The following is a 21,260-nucleotide window of genomic DNA, read 5'->3' on the forward strand; positions in this document are numbered from 1 at the left end:
AGTAAGTATATTTTTTACTTACAACAATGATTGTGTATTTTATGAAAGGATGAGTCGATATGATAGCATTGACAGCACTTGAAGGACTCCTTAACAGACTTCCTTACGGAGTCGGCCTCTTCCGCTACGGAGGGTCCGGAGAATCCGAATATCTTAACGATCAGTACTTCAATATTATCGGTTATAGCAGAGAAGAGTATTCCAGGTTTGAGGATCAGCCTATAGAAAAGCTGATACTCCCTAATGATCTTCCTGATGTCCAGAAATGTAAAGAGCAGCTCATGTACGAGAACCATACTGAATCCGAGTACAGACTGACCCGCAAGGACGGCCGGATCATATGGGTGAAGATGGACGCCTCCAAAATAGAAATAGAAGGCGAGTTTATGGTGCTGTCATCTTTCAGGAATATCACAAGGGCGAAACTTGCCGAGGCCCAGATACAGATAATTTCCAACAGCATCAACAGCGGTATTTCCATGATAGAGCTTCACGGATCCGAGGGGATCCCTCTATACACTAATAGCGCTTTCTTCGATATGCTCGGAGTATCTCGCGAAGATTATGAAAAGGATCCTGATCACTAACATAACCACGCCGTTAGCAAGAAAGACTATGAGAAAATCAGCAGAGCAGTCCACAAGGCAATCAAGAATAAAGGCAGCCACACAGAGTACTGGCTCACCAAACCATCAGGCGAACGTATATATGTAAGAAGAAATTTCACCATTATAGATCAGGAGGACTCCCCTTATCCTATAATGCTTTCAACCACCATAGATATGACTCAGTTGAAGAAAGCTTCAGATCATCTTGCTGAGGAACGTTCCAGATACCGGCTGGCCTTCGAGCGTGCCAATGCCGCTATATTCGAGTGGAATCATGTCACCGAGGAATTCTATGCCTCAGAGTCATATAAAAATTATCTCATGAGCGAAGATAATAACATGTCCATACTGAATAACACGGGTTCTTTAAATGCTGTTCATCCTGATGACATTCATACGCTCAAGGCCTTCTTCGAGTCCAATCTGGACCCTGATAAAGAATCCGACTGCGTGCTTCGTCTTAAAATGAAAGATGGCAGTTACAGATGGATTAGAATGTTCGGCGTTGTTTCCCCTGACAGGGACGGCAAGCGTCTGCGTACTATCGGCGTCATTATGGATGTCAATAAGGACGTGGAGAATTCCATGATAATCAAGGGACTGGTCGACGCCATGCCCGGAGGCATAGGGGTTTTCAAAAGAGCAGATCAAGTCAAGTGCATATACCTGAACGATGCTGTCCTCAATCTTGGCAACAGAACCAAGGATGAACTCCTGGCTCTGATGAACTCCCAAGGCGGCCTGCGCGACATGGTCTACCCTGATGACAGAGCTCTATACGATTCAGAAGTATTGTTGAAGTCTGCCATAGGCTCGCCTATCAACTGCGATTTTCGTTATTACACAGGCGTTTACGAAGAAACCTCATGGCTTCATATATCAGCAGTTAAGATCCGTGAGGAAGACGGATATCCTATATATTACTGCATACTCTCTCCGGCCTCTGATGAAAGCCGGATCTACAGATACATTTCTCAGAATTCAATGGTAGCTGAGGCTGTCTTGGAATACCCTTCCAACAGGGTGCTCTATGGCAATCAGGCCTTCCGATATATGATTCACGTTCCGGAGGAAGTTAGTTCTGCCGGATACGACCTGGATGGCCTATTGAATGAAATCGACTATAGCCTCATTAAAGCTCAGTCTGAGGCGATTCAGATTGACGGAGAAATCGACACTAACACCACTACCAGCGACGAACGAAATATCCAGGTCAAGGGCCGCGCCATCGATTGGATGGGAAAATCCGCCAACCTGTTCTATTTCTTCGATCAGACTCAGCTCCAGGAGCATAACGAGTGGCTGAAGAACATTATCAACAGTGTACCCGGCGGCATAGGTATATATGAGATCAAAGGCGGTAAACTCCAGCAGTTGTATCTCAACGACAGTTTCTATACTATGCTCGGTGACAGCCGTGAAAACAGATCCCAGTATTTCGATTACAGTTATCTGGACGCCATCCACCCTGAAGATGTGCACATTCTTCAGGAATCTATCGCTGAACTGATTTCAGGTCATGATCACGCCGATGCTATCTACAGGGTCATAGACGGCTCCGGTAAATATGTATGGTTCCATCTCATAGGGAATGTCCATGCAGCAGAGGGAAGCAAGCGAAGGCTGCTCTACTGCAATTTCTATAATGTGGATAGAGAAATCAAGACCCAGCATGAACTAGAGACAAACAGAGCTATACTGAGTCACGCCATGGATGCGGCCAGAATAACCGCCAGTACATATAATGTAACGGAGGGCAGTTTGGCACTGGGAACTGAGAAAAAGAGCGCTGATGATAAGGATGCTCAACTGGTTTATAATGTGCCTGAATCTATAATATCAATGGGACTGGTCCATCCTGACAGCATAGATGATTTCCGTAGCCTGTTCCCTGTAATGACGTCCGAATCAGACGCAATATCAAAGGATGTATTTGTCAAGCCTTCCAAAGAATCAAACTTCAGATGGACGCGGATAATGGTAACGCCGGTGTTCGATCGCCATAAGGCCCACATAATATCCATCTTGCTTGCCATGGATATCGCTGACCAGAAGAATACCGAGAGTAAATTCCAACGTCAGCTCCAGGCTTTGAATACGGCCAACAGCCCTGATCTGGTAGCTAAGGGCATGTATGATCTCTCTACAGGAGAAGAAGAATACTACTATATGGAAACCGCCGATGCAGTAGCCTTGGAAAGAGTCATCGATTATGATCATGCCATGCTCGCAACTGCAGAGCTTTTCGTTGATAAAAACGAAGCCGCAAAGTTCCGGTCTCTATTTGGCAGGAATGAATTGCAGCACAGATTTTCCCTGGGACATAACGAGGTTTCTTTCGAATATCTACGCAGCGCTAAGGACGGTCGCATATTCTGGGCTCATACTCAAGGCCAGTTATTTGCAGAGCCTGATTCCAGTCATATTATGTGCTTCGTCTACAGTTACGATATCGACGAACAGAAGGCCAGCCATTCAATGATCGAAGCTGTTATCGGCCTGGACTATGACTACATGGCCCTTCTCGACTGCCGCAACAATACCTATTCTATCAAGGTAAAAAAGGGCACCGGAGCTTCTCCTATGCCTCCGGCAGAGTCCGATGACTATAGCGTCGATATTAAGAAATATCTGCACAAGTATGCCTGTAAGGAAGATGTGGAAGCCTCTATAGTAAATACTTCCATACAGACTATATGTGATAAACTGGAAGCCAATGACTCATACATACACTATCTTTCAGTATTAAATCCTGATGGAAGTCAAAGCAGAAAAAGAATGCAATATTCTTATCTGGAGTCTTCAATCAACAAGGTCATCATTACACGTCAGGATATTACAGATGTCTACAAGCAGGAGCAGGCACGTGTAAAGGCACTGGGCGACGCAGCAGAAGCCGTGAAAAAAGCCAACGAAATCAAGACCGACTTTTTGTCGCGCATGAGTCACGACCTGCGAACACCTATGAACGCCATCATCGGTCTGTCCGAGCTGGCCAAGAGCAAAACCGCAGACTCGGAGACTATGTCCGAATACATCGCAGACATAAACACCGCAGGGAACTTTTTGTTAGGTCTGGTTAACGACTGCCTGGACATAGAGAAAATGTCAGCCGGCAAGATGCCGCTGAATCCTGAGCCATATAATTATTCCAGATTCAGCAACAATATGAAAACTATGATAGGCCCGCTCTGCGAGGCGAAGCATATTACTTTCGTCTTCAATGAAAGCACCCATGCCTATCCGGTATATGTGGATCCTATCCGGTTCGAGCAGATTTTCATTAACCTGCTTACTAATGCGGTGAAGTTCACGCCTGAGGGCGGTAAGGTGGAAATCACTGTCAGAACCACCATAATAGACGAGGAGACCATTGCAAACGACTTTATCATCCGCGACAGCGGTATAGGCATGAGCAAGGAATTCCAGCAGCATATGTTCGAGCCTTTCGAGCAGGAGGACAGTATGGATCCGAGGGCCTCCCACGGAACAGGCCTTGGCTTGGCTATCGTGAAAAGTCTGGTGGAACTCATGGGCGGAACCATTGAAGTAATCAGCGCTCCGGGAAAAGGCACGCAATTCACCGTTCACCTGGATATGAAGATAGCTCCGGAATCTCACGAGGACACTTTCGGATCTGCCGACGAGGCTGCTTACTGCCTCGACAGCAGACGCATCCTCTTGGCCGAAGACAATCCGCTCAATGCTAAAATAGCCATCAGCCTCCTGGAAAATCATCAGATGGATGTTACCTACGCTCCTGACGGCAAGCAGTGTCTGGATCTGTTCTGCCAGTCTGAGCTCGGATATTTCGACGCTGTTCTCATGGATATAAGGATGCCGGTCATGAATGGTCTGGAGGCCGCAGCGGCAATACGCAGACTCAGGCGTCCGGATGCCGCCGGTATTCCTATCATAGCCATGACGGCTAATGCCTTCGATGAGGATATGAAGGCTGCCAAGGGCGCAGGCATGAACGATTATCTGACCAAGCCTGTTGAACCGACCAAACTGTACACGTCCCTTGAGCATCATATCAGAGAATACAGAAATCAGTAATAAATAAGGGGGGCTGTCGAATCAGCGTAAATCTGATCGGACAAGCCCCCATAACACTGTATATTATCTTCACACAATTATGTGCTAAGCTGTCTGTTCTTCCTTCTGCTTCTCTCCATGCTGCGCAATCAGCGTCCTGATACCTGTAACGGCAAGTACTACTGCCAGTATTATAAGCAACACTGCAAGCACAGTCAGAGCTATTCCCCAGCCGCTGGCGACTACAGAAAGTTCCGTTATTTTACCCTTCAGTGTCAGTACCAGGGATGTCAATGTTACCACAAGCATAAATGCCATCGGGAACAGGAACATCTTATTGTTCTTACCCATTTTTCCTAGCCATGTGGCTACTGTCAAAAGTCCCAAGGCTGCCAGCAACTGATTGGCGGCTCCGAAGAGTGGCCAGATCTTGGCGTATCCTGTCATACCCATGGCGATGCCCGCAATAACTGTGATCACAGTTGCCACCAGCGGATTGGTCAGAGTCTTTCTCCAGCCTTTAGCCTCGTGCCAGGTCTGTCCCGGCTCAAGCCAGAATTCCTGGAACATGTAACGCGCCAACCTGGTAGCTGTGTCCAGTGATGTCAGGCAGAATACTGAAACTGCAAGTATGAGCATGGCATAGATAACAGTCTCTGCTCCCGCCAGGAACGGTATAGTAGCGCACATTTTGGAAATTCCCGTTGCGAATACTACTGTCGGCGTAATGGTCTGACCTGTCTTAAATGAATTCCAGATGTAGCCAACTGCACAAAGGGAAATAACGGCAAGTCCGCTCTCTATGAGCATGGCGCCATAGGCGATAGGCCTTGCGTCTTTCTCGCTGTTGATCTGCTTGGCCGTTGTGCCAGATGCTACCAGGGAATGGAAGCCAGAGATGGCTCCACAGGCTATTGTTACGAATAGTGCAGGGAACATATATCCCAGTGATGTGCCCGCGGTGAAGCCGTTGTCCGCGTACAAAGTGTCCTTGAATCCTGTAAATGCAGGTATGTCAAGGGTTCCATGTCCTGTCAGGGCTGCGCCGATTATGCCGACTGCAGCGACTGCCATCATAAAGTACAGCAGAAACGAACTCAGATAATCACGAGGCTGAAGTAATATCCAGACGGGCGTGACTGATGCTACCAGAATATAGATGCCCAAGATGATCATCCATGCCTGATTGCTCAGGTACAGCGGATGCCAGTTGAGTCCTATAGCCATAATCGCTACGATAGCAACGATGCCTATGATAGTCGAAACTCCCAGGGAAGCATTTCTACGATATACCAAAAAACCGAATACTATGGCGATAGCAATAAACAGCAGGGAAATTATAGCTGTCGACGCGTTCGCCGAGCTGGCAGCGTAATTGACCGATCCATCTGCATTGTATGTGGCCATAAATGTATTAGCTACTATAGACGCGAAAGCAGCAACTACTAATATCAATGTAAGATAAGCAAAAACCAGGAAGAGTTTCTTGGCGCCGCTGCCCATAGTGTCAGCAACTACCTCGCCTAAAGACTGCCCTTTGTTCCTGATGGATGCGAACAGTGCGCCGAAATCATGTACGGCTCCGAAAAAGATACCGCCGATGACTACCCACAGAAACACTGGCACCCAGCCAAATACTGCGGCCTGTATAGGGCCGTTGATAGGACCCGCACCGGCTATCGACGAAAAATGGTGACCCATCAGAACAGGGGCCTTGGCCGGGCAATAATCCAAACCGTCCTCCATAGTGTGTGACGGTGTAGTTTTGCCGGGGTCTACGCCCCATTGACCTGCCAGCCATTTGCCGTAGGTAACATAACCTATGATAAGCGCCGCAGCGCCTACCAGAAATAATACTATTGCGTTCATAAAACACTCCTTTCACTTTGATTTATGATGAACGTAGCATTTTCCGCATATCTCTGACCATATCGCGAGCGGCTTTGTTGCCGAAGACTTTCCTGCCGTCAATGTCTATGAGTGCCAGCCTCAGCTGACAGTACCCACGCAAAGAAAGACTGTAATTCTTGTAGAATCCAGTCCTTTTAAGTTTGTCCACGGTCTCACCTGTTACTGGTCCGTCGCAGATAAATATACCTGTGATGAAACTGTACATGTGATCCTTGGGCATAGTATGCTCACCCTTTCGAACCAATTTAGGCTCGATCTCCTTCTTGGTCAGATCAGAAAATGCACTTATCTCTTTACCCGTTATCTGTGAAGCATGTTTAAAGAAAACATGTTCGTAACAGTCAGCACGCCACAGTTCGGCCTTCTTCATAAGGACATACCTGCTGCTTGTGACATCTAAAAAAGCGTATGCATCATACTCCTGGTCACCAACTCTGTAACCGGTGTATATATCATAGCTTTCTTTATAAGTGTTTAATAATTTCTCAAATAATTCGTTATGCTTCATTTTTTGCCCTTAAACATAATAACACAATTATAATATAAGTGCAAAAGGTTTTTTGTTATACATAACATAATTTTTTATTATGGTTTGTGTTGTTAGCACTATTTTTATACTTTTTATATAGATTATCTGCCATAATTTTGTGCGTTGTCGCTTAGATGAGTTGGACATGGTATCCTCCGATCCATTGTTGCACAGAGCCTCTGGGATTATCCGGTGCCCCCACGATTATCCGAGCCCCCACGCACGTATTAGGCGAATATCCTGGACTATAGTGCGGATTTTTCATTATTGTAAACCAAATTCGCACTTATCGGCTCAATCTGATAGGTCAAGGTGCGCATCACTGGTGGCGAGGACCATAATTGGTAATTTATGGTATATAATTGAGTTCTAAACGCACTTTTTTTCCTCTCAAATGGCTGATACGTGCGTGTAAAATCGTTGGAATTTCAATATGCGCACCTCCATGATCTGAGAACGGGCAATACGTGCGGAAATGAAATTTGAAAATCCAAAAGCGCACCTTTGTTCCTCAATAAAGGGCAATACGTGCGAGCTCGCACTTATGAGACCAAATGGCAGCAAGGAGGTGCGCGGCCAAAACGGTATATACCCCCTTTACTGGACAAAAAGTCAAGGAGGCATTTATGCAGTATTCGTATCGTTTCAAAAAAGTGTGTTGAAATGTATCACAATGGAAAATGGCCTGAGACTCCAGATGAGATTCTCACTTCAAGTTTTCAGGATAATATCAGAAGATGGGCTGCAATTGCAAGAAGCCAGGGTATTGAATCATTGAAACATAAAAGCAAGCAAAAGATCTGGCGGCTTGCTACGGCGAACTCTTGGACTATGTCTACAATAACAAAGACCTGTGTCGCGTGGTTTTAGGTGGCAACACAGATCCTGATGTTTATTCTGATGTATTTCATATTATGACTGATTCCTGCACTCAGTACTGATGCAAGCTACTCGGGCGATCAGATGTCGCGGTTTATCAGAGGGATATAGGCTACCAGTCTACCTTTATGCCTTTGGCTTCCATCATGGCACGAAGCTCGTCAATATCGATTTTCCCATCTTCTATGGCCTTCCTTATTCCTGGGCCCAAGGTCATCATCGGCTGCATGTTTGGATTTTCCGCTGCTGATTTACGCATCAGTTCTTCTGGTGCCCAGCCGCGATTACACATGAGATTGCTGCTATTGTGAAATGTATATATAAGATTTATTAGCCTATTTGCCTGATCCTCGTCCATAGATACACCCAATTCATTCAGTTCATCAAATATATCCTTGATTACACTTGTAGGATTATTGAATCCCATAGAAGACTCGTGTTTAATGTTCCTTAACAGTTTATCTGACTCCGGCCCCCGGTATTCATTCTTAAAGTATTCCGCCCTTTTTTCATTAGGCTTTTTGCCGTCAATTTCACCTTCTTCATACTTGATCATAAAATCTTCATGGGAGTTATAGTATGAAAAGTCTTTCAGTTTTTTACCGAAGTGCTGGCACTTTACAGTATTACCATGCTCATCGGTGGTGGTCTTCATAGTAACCTTGAGCTTTTCCAGACACACTCTCAGCTTGAGTTCTTCTGTGGATTCAGGTCTGTCTACAAAGTTGAGCAGATTCTCAGGGACAAAATAAGGCTTGCCACACTGTGTCTCTGAAAGCTCATAGTATTCCGATAGTCCTGCGTATCCTGGGCATATCAAAGATTGTAATACGATTTCTCTCGCAAGGTCGCTCCTCTTTTCCATGCTATATAGATCATCTATCTCAGCTACATAGTACGGTTGCACCTCTCTTCTGGCAATACTCGAGAATGTCACAATGTCCTTCCTATGAAGTTTAGGTACCTGGATCTTCTCCGACAATTCATTGTAGACATTCCACATATCTCTTACGCTGATGATTCCATAGAGATTTGCCGCGTTCTCAAATAGACGATGTAGAAAATCTATCTGCTTATCGCTGAGACCCGACTCACTATAAAGCCTCTTCAAAGACTTTTCAGATAAAGGTTTTGGATAATTCATAATGATTCCCCCCTGTTAATTTCGGTTCAGATTCCCTTAGAAAAAATCCCACGGGTTCGGTAACGATGGGTCGTTGTAGGCCGCACAGTCTTCCTGCCAGAACTCCATTTCGTCTTTGATGTCATCGCAAAGCTCCTTATAGTCTTCCTGGCTTATGTGATTCCTTTCCAGCATAGATTTATAGAACTTCTTAATGCTGGCCGCCGTGGTCTTGATATTCCCGGGCGTCGACCACATACATTTTTCAATATAAAACCCTCCCCAAAAACGTCCCAGATTATGACACCCAGTTGGCATTTCTTCCGGCCTCTCACGGAACAAAAATTCGTTAATATAAAAATCTACATTAAAAAGATGCCGCTTAATGGTCTTCTCAGTAAGTCCCTTGTCCCTCAGGTCATCCTCAAATTCTTTCAGATAGGTCTCGTTCTTATCTTTTATAAGATTGCACTCTCTAAGATATTCATCAAAGTCCATAATAATGATCCTCCCATCAGTTTACTAATTTTCATTGTATGCTCTGTCTATAAGGGCTTTAGCCTTAAACAAATTTATCTCTTACCAGCATTAATGAATATCCTAGCAAATTTTGTCCCTTCCATTTTTCTTTATCAAGTCTATCAGGGTCACATATTGAAAGTCCAATCCCCCAGACTTTATCTTTTACTGCACATTCTGCCAGTACATCATTACCAGTATTGATCAGCAATTGCTTTAGTTCGCTATTTTGTGTAAATTTAGCCAAAAGTCCTTCATATACGATCAACTGTCTGATGCCACCCCAGTGGCTATCATCATATCCAGACACCTGACGCCCTAATTTTTTAATGAACGCCACATCATCAGTAACCAAAATCTGTTCAGCAATTACATCGTCATGAAAGCATTCCGCCTTCTTAAACATCATATACTGTTCCGTAGAAGAATAGTTTACTCCATCCAATGTAAAATCAGACAGGTACCAATTACTAAGATATCCGTTATCTTCATCGGGATTGTGAAAACATATAACATTCATTTTCTGTCCTCCTCATTAATTATGCTGCCGCATTAGCATTAATACTGTCGATCACACCACGGATGCCGTTCCATACATTCAAATCTGTGAACAATTCCACAACACTGCCCTTATCTGTAAACGGTGCATCTTGCAACACCGACAGATCCTTCATCACACCATTATGTACTATATACTCAACTATCTGATTAACGAAGTATATCTGCCTATCATCCAAATCAGTGTTCTCCAAATACTGTGAAAACGCCGTCTTGGCCGCATTCATATCAAGGCCTACTATTTCGCGAACTAGTTCTCCAAGGGGTTTGTTACCATACTCTGCCTCATAGTCTTGTTTAGTTCCAACATCTCCCCAAAGGATCTTCTCCAGTTCCTGCAAATCATACTTCGTCATAGGAATGTTTGATTTCAATTTGGATATGACGGTATTGTCCTGATGTTGTCGAATGTAATATTCCGCCTTTGCCTTATAATTCTTAAGATCATCATTTTCCAGTTCTGATTCATTCCATTCCGTGCTGAGTAGTTCATCGCTCATATTTGTATCATAATATGCGACAATATGTGGAATATATTTCATCAAGTTTCTCAAATTTTCGCGTATGTATTCGAACTCATTTATACCTGCGTTATCAAGGTAATCTGTATGCAATATCTTATTGATTAGCTCTGCCTGAGCCATGATTTCAGGTATATTGGACACTCCCGCAACTCCCTGTACTTTTTTAAACAAGTCATTGCGTGCTTTAGTATACTTCTTGCCAATCAAATATGCCAATTCAATTCCATACATCAATGCATCAAACCTAACGGCACTTGCCTCGTCCTTATCCGGCAGAACCAATGGCGCAACTTCCTCGCGGACTAACAATGTGTCTTCGTAAGTAAGACTGTTATAATTAGTCGCTTTGGCATATAGATCCACATATTTAATATGCTGACGTACAGCAAAGTTATCACGGTTCAGTTCGCCCACCTTACCAGACATATCGCCTACTAATTCTTTTCTATATTTGATCAATCTCTCAGTCTGATACTCAATATCCTGCAACTTGTAAGCAATATCAAATTTCAATCCAAATATCGCCCCCTGCAACGCCATCTGGTTAGCAGTAGGCTTACCGGGATACATCCTAAAGAACTCAAAGTTCCCGCAGAAGTCAAATATATAGAACTTATTCTTGTCTGTTCCATCTATAAGTCCCGGGCAGAGTCTAGTGCCTCTGCCAATCATCTGCCAGAATTTAGCTTTGCTCATTACTTTTTTAAAGAACACTAAGTTGACTACCTCAGGCACATCGATGCCTGTATCGAGCATATCTACCGATATTGCTATCTGTGGTAATTTCCCTGGCTCAGAGAACTCATCTATCGCGCTCTGTGAATATGTCATATAATTATCTATTACCTTGGCATAGCCAGTAAGTGTAGGATATTCTTTGCCAAACACTTCCAGAATCTTCTCAGCATGCAAGTGATTCTTGGCAAAGATAATCGTCTTACCAAGTGTTTCTCCGTAGTTTATGCGTATTCCTTCCGTCATCAAGATATTAAGTACCTGCTTGATGGTATCTTCGTTAAATACCCACTCATTCAATGCGGAGGAAGATATTTTTTCAGGGATTTCACCGTCCTCCTCTTCAAAGGTCTCTTCGTAGATTCCCTTATCCTCTTCAGACAACTCATCGTATACAATGCCCTGCTCAATGAACTTCAGCTTGCTTTCCACCGATAGAAAGTCAACCAGATATCCATCCCTTACGGCCTGGGCCAATTCATAACCATATGTCGGAACGCCGCTTTCAAGTTGGAAAATCGAATATGTATTCTTGTCAATTTCATCCTTAGGTGTCGCCGTAAGACCAACCAAAGGAGCATCAAAGTAATTGAAAATGTCTTTATATTTGTTGTATATTGACCTATGTGCTTCATCACATATCACTAAATCAAAATGCCCGCAGGTGAATAATTTTCCTTCTTCATCCTTTGTAGAATCTATGCATCCCATCATAGTCTGATATGTTGAAAAAACAGCATTAGTACTACAATTATCCTTGTCCTCGCAAAGGTCTGTCAGCGTCAAATCAGGCAATAGATTAGTAAAGTTTCTCTTTGCCTGCATTACCAAGCTATTCCTATCTGCAAGGAACAAAATATTCTTGATCCAACCATGTTGCACCAGAACATCTACAAGTGCTATAACGGTTCTGGTCTTTCCTGAACCTGTAGCCATTACAAGTAATGCCTTTCTACGATTTTTTTCGTCAAAAGCATTACAAACTGCCTTGATGGCCGCTTCCTGATAATATCTATCCGCAATATTTTTGTTGATTGAAATATGCTTCAAACTCATTCGCATTGTCTGCAAATTGAAAAACTTTTCCAGATCTCGTTTAGAATAAAATGCTGCAACTTTGCGTTCAGGATACTGATTGTCCGCTATTCTGGTTTCAAATCCGTTAGTCAGGAATATTACCGGCCTTCGCCTATACTGTTTCTCAAGCAGATCCGCGTATAGTTTTGCCTGCTGACGTCCTTTTGCCACATCAACACAAGTACGCTTTGCCTCAATTACAGCAATGGCACGACCATCATCGCCATATAACACATAGTCCGCATAACCGACTTCAGATTTATTTGGCATTCCCTGTAGTTCGACCTCGTTGACCCAATCTTTACCCTCAGTCCATCCCGCATCCATCAGTAAGGCATCTATGTATATCTTCCTCGTCTTATATTCGGATAAATCAATAGGCTTAGGTACGTAAGTATCCTTCTTAGTCTCACGCCTGGCAGTCAATTCTGCCTTCAGCGCCTTATTCTCCTCGATCAAGGCCTCCAGGTCAATATCCGGAGTATTATCAACAGGCGCTAGTTTTGGAGCTTCATCCTCCGCCAGAAGTTTACGGTCAAAACTGTTTTCTTCGTAATTCACGCTATAGCAGTATGCTACGAAATCAAGGAATATGTACAGATTCTCCAGGCATAGAGCTGCCTGTTCTATCTTTATCTGCTTTCCCGTATGAGCTGCATTATTCCCCATCCTTCGGATGAAATCCATCCGTCGCCACAAATCATGATCAACGATATCCCGAAGCTCTTCAGTATTCATAAGGCTTACCAGTGTATCCTGATAAGGCATCACAAGGTCACTGTCAACAGAATACATCCATTTGACAGCAAACTCCATCGCTCGTCTGCAATTGATAACGCAGGCTTCCACATCAATATGCAGTATCTTCTCTGCTGATATCGCAACATCCGCGAACCCAGCAAACTGCGGATCCTTTTTAAGAAAATCAAAATTACCCATAGGATTCTCCCATCTTAATCAATTTTCATTATACACTTTAATATTGTTCATAACAAATTATGCTCATATTTGTTACATTAGTTCTTACGCTACTTTTGATTTGTCGACTTGATTGACGAATGCCTCAAACTCATTCTGCATCTCTATTGGTGGCACAATAATAACAAATGATTTAATGTCTCCAACGTTAATATGAGGTGATGCCGAGCCGCTCATACTCCTTAAAGCAGTACGCAAAAATGATTTAAAATTCATTGCTACACTTAAGAACACTGAAGAACATTGATGCTCATTAGGGGATAACAACATAGATCGTTGACCCAATGCCACATTACAATCCTTATCGATAATAGCCGCTATCCCGAGTATGGCACCTTCTCGAGTATACACAATATCTCCCTTTTCAGGACGTTTTCGTTGAATTCTCCGTCGAAACTCTTCTTCTGATATGTACTCTATTTCATTCCAACGAATACAATTTTCTTTTACTATAGAAGTACGTATGCACATGTATCCTGTATTCTCAAATGTATAATTGGGTGTAGAATGTGGGCAGTCAACAATAGAGTTACATAATTTTTCAAGTGTTTTAGTTGGCCACCCCTTTTCGTTTGTCACTGGATTTCCAAACATCTCGACAAATCGGGCTTTGATAAGTTCATCCAGTTCTTTAAGTTCTGAATTACGTAACGCAATTAAGCTTTCCGCTTTATCCAATCTTTTCACAATTTCATGCTGCATCATATCCGAATAAACCGGTATTACATATTGAATCCATCGTTTCAAATCAATTGATTTACCCTGTCTGCTACCTCTTTTAACATATCTTGCAAACATGTCAGAATTTCGACACCGAAGACAGTACCTTAAATAATCGCAATTAATACCTGTAATGCGATAAGTATGGTACGCTGGAGATACCGAATAAGTAACATCATCGCTAAGAATTCCAATGTCAACTTGTTTTGATCCCATGCCCACAGTTAATGTGTCTTTGTAAATCAATTTATTCTTTTCATAGTTTTTCGCCAATTCTTTCGAATAAATACTTTCTCGAGTTCTAATGCCATATCTGCCCACCGCTACAGGCTTATATTCGTTCGCCACATTTCTATCAGTATATTCAATAATGTAATCACTCAATGGGCAAAAAACTCGATCTCTACTGTTTATCATTTTGTTCCCTACAAATCTCAACTAGTAATTTCTTAATACTTGTTGAGTTTGGGCAAATTATGCCTAGACTGACTTGGTTGCCTATGCTATGAATTTTTGATGCGATACCTTCACGTTGTTTTGATTTACTATTGCATATTGCATAGTGGTGTCAATCTGTGAATGCCCAAGTATCCTTTGTACTTGTTCTATTGGCATTCCCTTGTCTATAGCCCTCGTGGCCATTGTTCTTCTAAACTTATGTGGATGAATTTTCTCCAAGTTCAGCTTCCTTCCCAGTTCTCTTAATCTTATTTCTACTCCACTTATCTTCAAGCGATTATAAGGTGCATCTAGTGAAACAAATAATGCTCGTTCCTGATCACTCCTGCTTGATATATATTTTTGTAAATGTATCTTTGCCTTCGCGTCAAAATACACTATTCGTTCCTTATCTCCCTTGCCAAATACAACGCATTCTCTGGACTCGAAATTAATATCATCAATGTTAAGGTTTACAAGTTCGCCAACTCGCATACCAGTTGAATATAGTAAATCTATAATGGCTACATCTCGCAATTCCGTACAGCCATCTCGAAGTTTCTCAATACACTCATCTGTAATAACATTCTTTACAGGCTTCTTGGTACGTATCTTATGGATTCTTCGCATTGGGCTTTTCAGTATGTAATCTTCTTCCTCAAGCCAGGAAAAGAAACTGGAAATATTCCTTCTTACATTGTCTACTGTAACCTTGCTGCAATCGTTCCAGTTTTGATATTCAGCTAAATAACTTCGCATATTCTCTGTAGTCACCCGTCTCACCGAATTATCAAGTTTCGACAAAAGACGTTCCATAGTAGTTCTGTAATATGCTATTGTCCTTTGAGAACAACCTTCCACAGTCTTTGCCTCAAGGAATAGCCTAAGATACTCATCATTTGCAATGGTCTGTTTCTCAGCCTCATTATCAGCAAACTTCTTCAACATCACTTCCTGTAACTTTTTTAGTTGTGCTACGTTTAGCACCTCTGCCATTTCATTTATGACAGCAATTATTTTTTCTTCCATTATGGTCACCTCGTTTCTTATGATACGAGTATACCATTTAATTTAATCTACTTTATCCAAAATATTTCTGCATCAGACTATCGAATAGCAACTGCGTTTCATCCAATGATTTCTGAATCTTAGCTTTTGATTTGTCGACTTGATTGACGAATGCCTCAAACTCATTCTGCATCTCTATTGGTGGCACAATAATAAGCACAGTTCGTGCATCATTTTTGGTAATAGTCTTGGTTACAGCACCTCTCACATATTGTTGTATTTCTCTTTGTCCATACTCAGATGTAAGAAGATAATAAAGGAATTTCACATTAATACGTTCATCATATCTAAACATAAATGCATTTCTGCCTAATGACGCAGGCATATCTATCTGTGGCATCAAATAAATCTTTCCTGCACTGCCAATCTTATTCATAATTATTTCACCACCATATATCTTTGACTTAGCTAATAGTTCATAGGCACTCTCATCAATATATTTAATAGCAGACCTATCGCCTGATTCCAAATCAGTTGTTCTTACCATCCATGCATAATTATATTTATCATACATTGTTACGCCACCATCTAAAGTTTTATAGCTTCCATTCGAGCTAAAATCAGTTAACAGTGTCATATAATCACCCATAGCTGCTTTTACAAATCCCTTTTCATTATTAACTGGATTTCCAAACATCTCGACAAATCGGGCTTTGATAAGCCCGTCAAGTTCAATAATTTGCTTTTCCCTAACAGCAATGATGTCTTGGATCGTATTGAGTTTTTTAATGATTTTAAGTTGTCGTTCCTTACTATACTTTGGTATAACCATTTGGCGCATTGAAGCCTGCGTTAGCTTTTGTCTAGTCGCTCCATTTACTATTCCATCTGTATTATAAAACATTAAAGAATAACATAAAAAATCAATGTCAATCAGTTTTTTGGGTTTTAGCACATGTGCATGGTTATTTACCCAACACTTTCCAGATACTCGATATGCTATCGGCCTTGTTTTTGAGCCAAAATTCCCACCATCTTCCGCAAGTAAAACTAGTTCATCATCGAAAATGTAACCAGCAACATGGTCCTGAACTCCGTTTGCGCCATAATACGGGTATTCTCCTTCTTGTCTATCCGCTTCGGTAATCGGAACCCTTTGAGAATCCAATATGTCACAGCAATCCTCTAATCTATAAGTTTCCATATCTTCCCCTACAAATCTCAATTCTCATTCAATAACGATTCGAGTTCAGCCAGTTCCGACTGGATCTCTGCTTCTATGCTTTTGATGTTTCCAAGTATTTCTTCCGTTGGCGGATACTCTACCGGAACATATTCGATTTCCTTGTATTTGTTGATTGACAAATCGTATTCGTTATCAACTATGTCCTGCTTAGGAACGAGGAAACTCTGGTCAGTGCGCTTTCTATCAACTTCTTTATCTCTATTATGAAAGCGTTCTATAATGTCAGGGATATCGTTTTCCTCAACTTCGGATCTTTTATCATCCAAGCTGTATCCATCCGCCTTCATATCGTAGAACCAGACATTGTCCGTTCCACCGGCTCCCGTCTTGGTAAATATCAATATAGCCGTTGATACACCGGCATAGGGTTTGAACACGCCTGACGGCATGGAAATAACCGCTTCCAGCCTATTACCTTCGATCAGCTCAGTGCGTATGGCTTTGTGCGCTTTGGATGACCCAAACAGCACCCCATCCGGAACAATGCATGCGCAACGGCCGCCCACCTTTAGCATTCTAAGAAACAACGCCAGGAAAAGCAACTCGGTTTTCTTTGTTTTGCAAACTTTCAAAATATCCGTTGATACCGAATCATAGTCCAAGCTACCCTTGAAAGGAGGATTTGCCAAGACCAGCGAATATTTGCCTTTGTCCTGATTCTGATCAGAAAGGCTGTCTCTATACTCAATATACGGATTAGTTATTCCGTGTGTCATCATATTCATGGCACCAATGCGCAACATGGTACGATCCATATCATATCCGAAAAACATATGATTCATATAATGATCTTTCTTCACCTTGTCAAAGAAAATTTCTTCCTTGTATTCCGATTTCAAATACTCACCTGCTGCAATAAGAAAACCCGAGGTTCCGCAGGCAGGATCACATATCACATCATCCGGTCTCGGCTGCATCAGTTTAACCATCATACTGATTATATGACGAGGCGTCCTAAATTGTCCGTTGCGTCCTGACTGGGCAATCTTGGAAAGCAGGTATTCATATACATCTCCTCTGACATCAGTATTCTGAGATTCTGTCATTAAATCGAAAATATCATCTAACTTGCTTACAACTTTTGACAATAACAACGGTGTTGGCAATTTAAAAATCGCATCGTCCATATACTTGGAATAAGCGCTATCCTTATCATCATGAAGAGTTTTGATAAACGGAAATACCCACTCCTGCATTACTGAATACATTTTACTGGCAGGATAATCATGAAATATCGACCATTTAAGCTGACTGCCTTCAACTTTTCTATCGCCTATTTCTACTTCGCCAGCAAATATGCTTTCATAAGACAGGCCCAACATAGCACTTTCCTTGGCGTGGATATTATCAGTCTCGTCAAGGTCGTGTATAAAAATCAGATATGTAATCTGTTCTATTACTTCCAAAGGATTTACTATTCCTCCTGCAGCGAAGTCATCCCAAAGTCCATCTATTTTGTTTTTTAATTCTCCTGTTATCATTTATTCGTTCTCCCTATTCCATACATAGGAGGTATATCTTCCTCCGCCAATTTTAACTATCTTATTGCTCTCCATGAGTTCCTTCAATGTACGCTGAACTGTTGTCTGACTTATATCAGGACATAATTTCATAATCTCTGCTTTAGTAATGTTACCAAGATTATTTTCTATAATTCTTTCCACCCTATCCGGCTTGGCAGATTCGTTACTACTTGATACTGCAACGCGATTCGAAAGTTCTCTATATGCTGCAACTACAATCCCCAGCATATATGTCAAGAAAGGTAAATAGTCATTTTCCCCTTCATGCCATCCAACAGAGCTTTCCTTAAGAACCTCATAGTAAGTTTCTTTGCTATCATTGATAAGCTTCTCTATGCTTATATATTTCCCTACTGTATAATCGTTTCTGTACAGCAAAAGCAGTGTGAGTATCCTGCTCATTCTGCCATTACCATCTGTAAACGGATGTATGCAGAGAAAATCCAGTATGAACATTGGGATCGCCATCAGTGGATCTACTTGTGCACCTGACATTGCTCTATCATATGCATTACATATAGCCTCTATTGACTCAGGTGTTTCCCAGGCTGGAACCGGCTGAAACCGCACTGTTTCTTCTCCTTTTTCATTGATCTCACCAATGATATTATCTCCTGCTTTGAAGCTTCCACCAATTGATGAACCAGTAAATTTATATAAGTCCCGGTGGAGTTGCAATATTATGGATGGCTTCAACGGCAAATATTCGTAGCTCTCATGTACAGTCGTCAACACGTCACGGTATCCCGCTATCTCACGTTCGCTCCTGTTCTTCGGCATCGTCTTATCCATTACTATTTGCTTAAGACGCTTTTCATTGGTATAAATACCCTCAATTCTATTCGAAGCATCTGTGCTCTGTATCTTAGCAACATTCATCAGCTGTGTAAGAGTGTCTTTCCTAGTCTCCATGAACAGTGTCTGCTGACCTTTATACTCATGAATTGTAGTCAAAAGAGAAACCACCTCCGGTTTCATCAATAGCTCTATTCTGTTTTCATAATTGTAATCACGCATACTATTTCCTTTTCAACGGTATGTAATAATCGCTATTGTTACAGTTCTCTCTAAGTTAAATTATAATTAGTCTACTTGGTCATGTCAATCTTTAATTTAGTCATTTTTGACAAAATGACTAAATTAAAAACGATGACCCACATATTGTGAATCATCGAGTAGTAGCTCCAATTCAATTCAATTGCGAACGCCTCATATGTTTCCTTCTCCAGCCTATAATTTGTCGTACTTGTCGCTCTTACCGCGGCACTTTTCGACAGGATATTTCTTCTTGTTCTCTTCCAGTTTGCGAAGGATCTCGCCTTTCAGGTCTATGTCGATCTTGTCCGCAAGCATGAAGCAGTACATCATCACATCGGCGATTTCATCGCTGACTTCGCCTTTGTTATAGGAATTATCCCATTGAAGACACTCCAGCAGTTCGCCTGCTTCGATAGCTACAGACTTAGCCAGATTCTCAGGACTGTGGAACTGATCCCAGTCGCGCTCTTCGTTGAACTCTCGCAGTTCACTTTTTATTTCATCGAATTCCGTCATTTTCAAGCACCTCTTAGTTAATCATTACTTACATTATACCAAATGATACTGATTTCTCAATATCCAGGCGTAATTCAATTTAGTCATTCTACATTTTAATTTAGTCATTTATTCAAAAATGACTAAATTAAAACGGCGATTCGTCAATAGAATCACCGCTCCATGTTTGCATCAGTGGTCTCTGTGCTTTTCCTTTCGCTTAAGCTGTTTCTGCTGGAATTTCTGCAACAACTGAATCTGCCAGGCTCTATTGCCCGGTGTAAAATTTCTGTTTCTGTACGAACAACTTGTAATCGTTCTTCTCGCTACATTCTTCTTCGCTTATGCTCTGCTCGTATTCATCAACTTCGATGGCGCAGCAGCTGCCGGCGGCAAGCTTGCACTCAGGAAATTTACTGCAGATAAACTGATAACACTTCTTAGTTTTCTCCATTCGGAATCATCTCCTTACGCTAAAAGCAGATCCGAGATCCTGTTTGCTCTTTCTACGTGCTTGATAATATTTGCAATTTTACTTAGATAGATGTCATCCTTGATTCCTGATACCACTGCTTCCGCCATTGGCTCATTGTCATTGGCTCCGATAATGGCATCGACTGCCTTGCCGCGATCTATGGCACCATCCTCTGACTCTATCAGGCTCTTGAGTCTGGCGATCTGCTCCTTTATCTCCTTTCTGCGGAATTCTCCGTTAAATTCCAAACCGCGTCTATACATGAACTTCCTCTGAGGCACTTTCATGACTGTAGTTTTGAAGTTCATCTGATAACTGATCTCCGTAAGATAAGGATGGTCCAGTTCTATATGCAGAATGAAGTCGTAGCGCCAGTAAACTTTATCATAGTTTTCCTGCAGCAACTGAGCGCTGGTTTTCTTCACTGCGTACTGGTCCTTGGTCTCGCTCCAGTCCTCGGCGACTTCCAGATAAACATCTCTGACCTGTGAAAAACTGATAATGTCAGGGTTCTTCTCTCTGAAGGTCTCTTCAGGTCCTTCGACTACGACGAAATTCCTGTTTTCGCCATCGTAAATAAACTGAGTAGCAACCGGGTATTTCTTGACGCCCCAGGCCTTAGTCACATTGAAATTGTCAAGCTTGCCGCGATTCTCCCGGCGAGCTGCTATCTGATTCTTAATTGACTCTGTTGTGGCTCCATCGTAATCCGTAAACCAGGGTGACAACTTCTCCACGCATTCCTTACAGATCTTGCCGTCGGAAATCTTCTTTCCTGACAAAAGGTCTGCGGTACCTCCGCATACTGCGCATTCTTTAGAAAACAGTCCCATAAGGT

16 protein-coding genes are annotated in these 21,260 nt (G+C 42.2%); 2 read left to right on the top strand and 14 right to left on the bottom strand.

Features of this window, described 5'->3' with window-relative positions:
* The first annotated feature begins 59 nt into the window (after nt 1-59).
* Together EV211_RS05420 and EV211_RS05425 are read left to right on the top strand one after the other, a co-directional pair.
* Nucleotides 60-587: a PAS domain S-box protein gene (locus tag EV211_RS05420; RefSeq protein WP_133528407.1), complete on the top strand. Its 528-nt coding sequence runs from the start codon at nt 60-62 to the stop codon at nt 585-587.
* Nucleotides 588-761: 174 nt separating this feature from the next.
* Nucleotides 762-4,667: a PAS domain-containing protein gene (locus EV211_RS05425; RefSeq protein WP_133528408.1), complete on the top strand. Its 3,906-nt coding sequence runs from the start codon at nt 762-764 to the stop codon at nt 4,665-4,667.
* Nucleotides 4,668-4,751: 84 nt separating this feature from the next.
* Here the strand turns inward: EV211_RS05425 and EV211_RS05430 are convergent, their stop codons facing one another.
* The 14 genes from EV211_RS05430 to EV211_RS05495 all read right to left on the bottom strand — a co-directional run bounded on the left by EV211_RS05430 (nt 4,752) and on the right by EV211_RS05495 (nt 21,255).
* Nucleotides 4,752-6,515 carry a carbon starvation CstA family protein gene (locus EV211_RS05430; protein ID WP_133528409.1) on the bottom strand — a complete coding sequence of 588 codons (1,764 nt, stop codon included), beginning with the start codon at nt 6,513-6,515 and terminating at the stop codon, nt 4,752-4,754.
* A gap of 22 nt (nt 6,516-6,537) precedes the next feature.
* Nucleotides 6,538-7,065 carry a hypothetical protein gene (locus EV211_RS05435; RefSeq protein ID WP_133528410.1) on the bottom strand — a complete coding sequence of 176 codons (528 nt, stop codon included), beginning with the start codon at nt 7,063-7,065 and terminating at the stop codon, nt 6,538-6,540.
* A gap of 1,012 nt (nt 7,066-8,077) precedes the next feature.
* Nucleotides 8,078-9,109, bottom strand: coding sequence for a hypothetical protein (locus EV211_RS05440; protein ID WP_133528411.1), 1,032 nt, complete (start codon nt 9,107-9,109; stop codon nt 8,078-8,080).
* A 36-nt stretch (nt 9,110-9,145) separates the two neighbouring features.
* Nucleotides 9,146-9,586: a recombinase gene (locus EV211_RS05445; RefSeq protein WP_133528412.1), complete on the bottom strand. Its 441-nt coding sequence runs from the start codon at nt 9,584-9,586 to the stop codon at nt 9,146-9,148.
* A gap of 64 nt (nt 9,587-9,650) precedes the next feature.
* On the bottom strand, nt 9,651-10,127 hold the full coding sequence (locus EV211_RS05450; protein ID WP_133528413.1) for an NADAR family protein: 477 nt from the start codon (nt 10,125-10,127) through the stop codon (nt 9,651-9,653).
* A gap of 19 nt (nt 10,128-10,146) precedes the next feature.
* On the bottom strand, nt 10,147-13,440 hold the full coding sequence (locus tag EV211_RS05455) for a DEAD/DEAH box helicase family protein (RefSeq protein WP_133528414.1): 3,294 nt from the start codon (nt 13,438-13,440) through the stop codon (nt 10,147-10,149).
* An 84-nt stretch (nt 13,441-13,524) separates the two neighbouring features.
* Nucleotides 13,525-14,616, bottom strand: a complete 1,092-nt coding sequence (locus tag EV211_RS05460; RefSeq protein ID WP_133528415.1) for a restriction endonuclease subunit S — start codon at nt 14,614-14,616, stop codon at nt 13,525-13,527.
* 81 nt (nt 14,617-14,697) lie between these two features.
* Nucleotides 14,698-15,666 (bottom strand): site-specific tyrosine recombinase/integron integrase, encoded by a 969-nt coding sequence (xerA, locus tag EV211_RS05465; RefSeq protein WP_133528416.1) that lies wholly within the window; start codon nt 15,664-15,666, stop codon nt 14,698-14,700.
* Nucleotides 15,667-15,718: 52 nt separating this feature from the next.
* Nucleotides 15,719-16,849 carry a restriction endonuclease subunit S gene (locus tag EV211_RS05470; protein WP_133528417.1) on the bottom strand — a complete coding sequence of 377 codons (1,131 nt, stop codon included), beginning with the start codon at nt 16,847-16,849 and terminating at the stop codon, nt 15,719-15,721.
* Between the two features lie 17 nt (nt 16,850-16,866).
* A complete protein-coding gene (locus tag EV211_RS05475) occupies nt 16,867-18,372 on the bottom strand; it encodes a class I SAM-dependent DNA methyltransferase (RefSeq protein WP_133528418.1) in 1,506 nt (501 codons plus the stop codon).
* Nucleotides 18,373-19,431 carry a Fic family protein gene (locus tag EV211_RS05480; RefSeq protein ID WP_133528419.1) on the bottom strand — a complete coding sequence of 353 codons (1,059 nt, stop codon included), beginning with the start codon at nt 19,429-19,431 and terminating at the stop codon, nt 18,373-18,375.
* Nucleotides 19,432-19,644: 213 nt separating this feature from the next.
* On the bottom strand, nt 19,645-19,968 hold the full coding sequence (locus EV211_RS05485) for a nucleotide pyrophosphohydrolase (RefSeq protein WP_133528420.1): 324 nt from the start codon (nt 19,966-19,968) through the stop codon (nt 19,645-19,647).
* Between the two features lie 247 nt (nt 19,969-20,215).
* A complete protein-coding gene (locus EV211_RS05490) occupies nt 20,216-20,401 on the bottom strand; it encodes a hypothetical protein (protein WP_133528421.1) in 186 nt (61 codons plus the stop codon).
* Between the two features lie 14 nt (nt 20,402-20,415).
* The gene (locus tag EV211_RS05495) at nt 20,416-21,255 is read right to left on the bottom strand and encodes a DUF4428 domain-containing protein (RefSeq protein WP_133528422.1); all 840 of its coding nucleotides are present in this window, start codon (nt 21,253-21,255) and stop codon (nt 20,416-20,418) included.
* Nucleotides 21,256-21,260 lie beyond the last annotated feature (5 nt).

This window comes from Aminicella lysinilytica, from assembly GCF_004362975.1.
Taxonomy (GTDB): Bacteria; Bacillota; Clostridia; order Peptostreptococcales; family Anaerovoracaceae; genus Aminicella; species Aminicella lysinilytica.